This window comes from Salmonella sp. FC25216, assembly GCF_057751355.1.
Genome location: NZ_JBDGON010000039.1, coordinates 1 through 419, shown reverse-complemented (window position 1 = coordinate 419; position 419 = coordinate 1). Strand labels below are relative to the sequence as shown.

Sequence of the window (419 nt, the reverse complement as noted above, 5' to 3'; positions counted from 1 at the left end):
GCTGCTGTTCTTTGTGCGCTCCAGCGAACTGCGCTTTGCCCGCTGGAGTGAGATCGACTGGCAGCAGAAGCTCTGGATAATCCCGGTAGAACGGGAGCAGATCGAAAACGTGCGCTTCTCTCATCGTGGTACAAAGATGAAAACGCAGCACATTGTTCCATTGTCTGAGCAGGCGATGGCGATCCTGAAACAAACTGAAGCGCTCTCCGGGCATCTGGCGTTTATTTTCCCCGGCGAATACGACCAGGACAAGTGCATGAGCGACAACACCATCAACAAAGCATTGCGCGTGATGGGCTACGACACCAGAAAAGAGATCTGCGGTCACGGCTTCCGGGCGATGGCGTGCAGTGCGCTGAGTGAGTCGGGACGGTGGAGCAAAGAAGCGATTGAAAAGCAAATGAGCCATCAGGAAAGGA

The 419-nt window shown here is 54.4% G+C and carries 1 protein-coding gene; it reads left to right on the top strand.

From position 1 onward, the window contains the following. A partial coding sequence (locus AC3G3F_RS23880) for a tyrosine-type recombinase/integrase (protein WP_488395935.1) occupies positions 1–419 on the top strand: 419 nt, incomplete at both ends.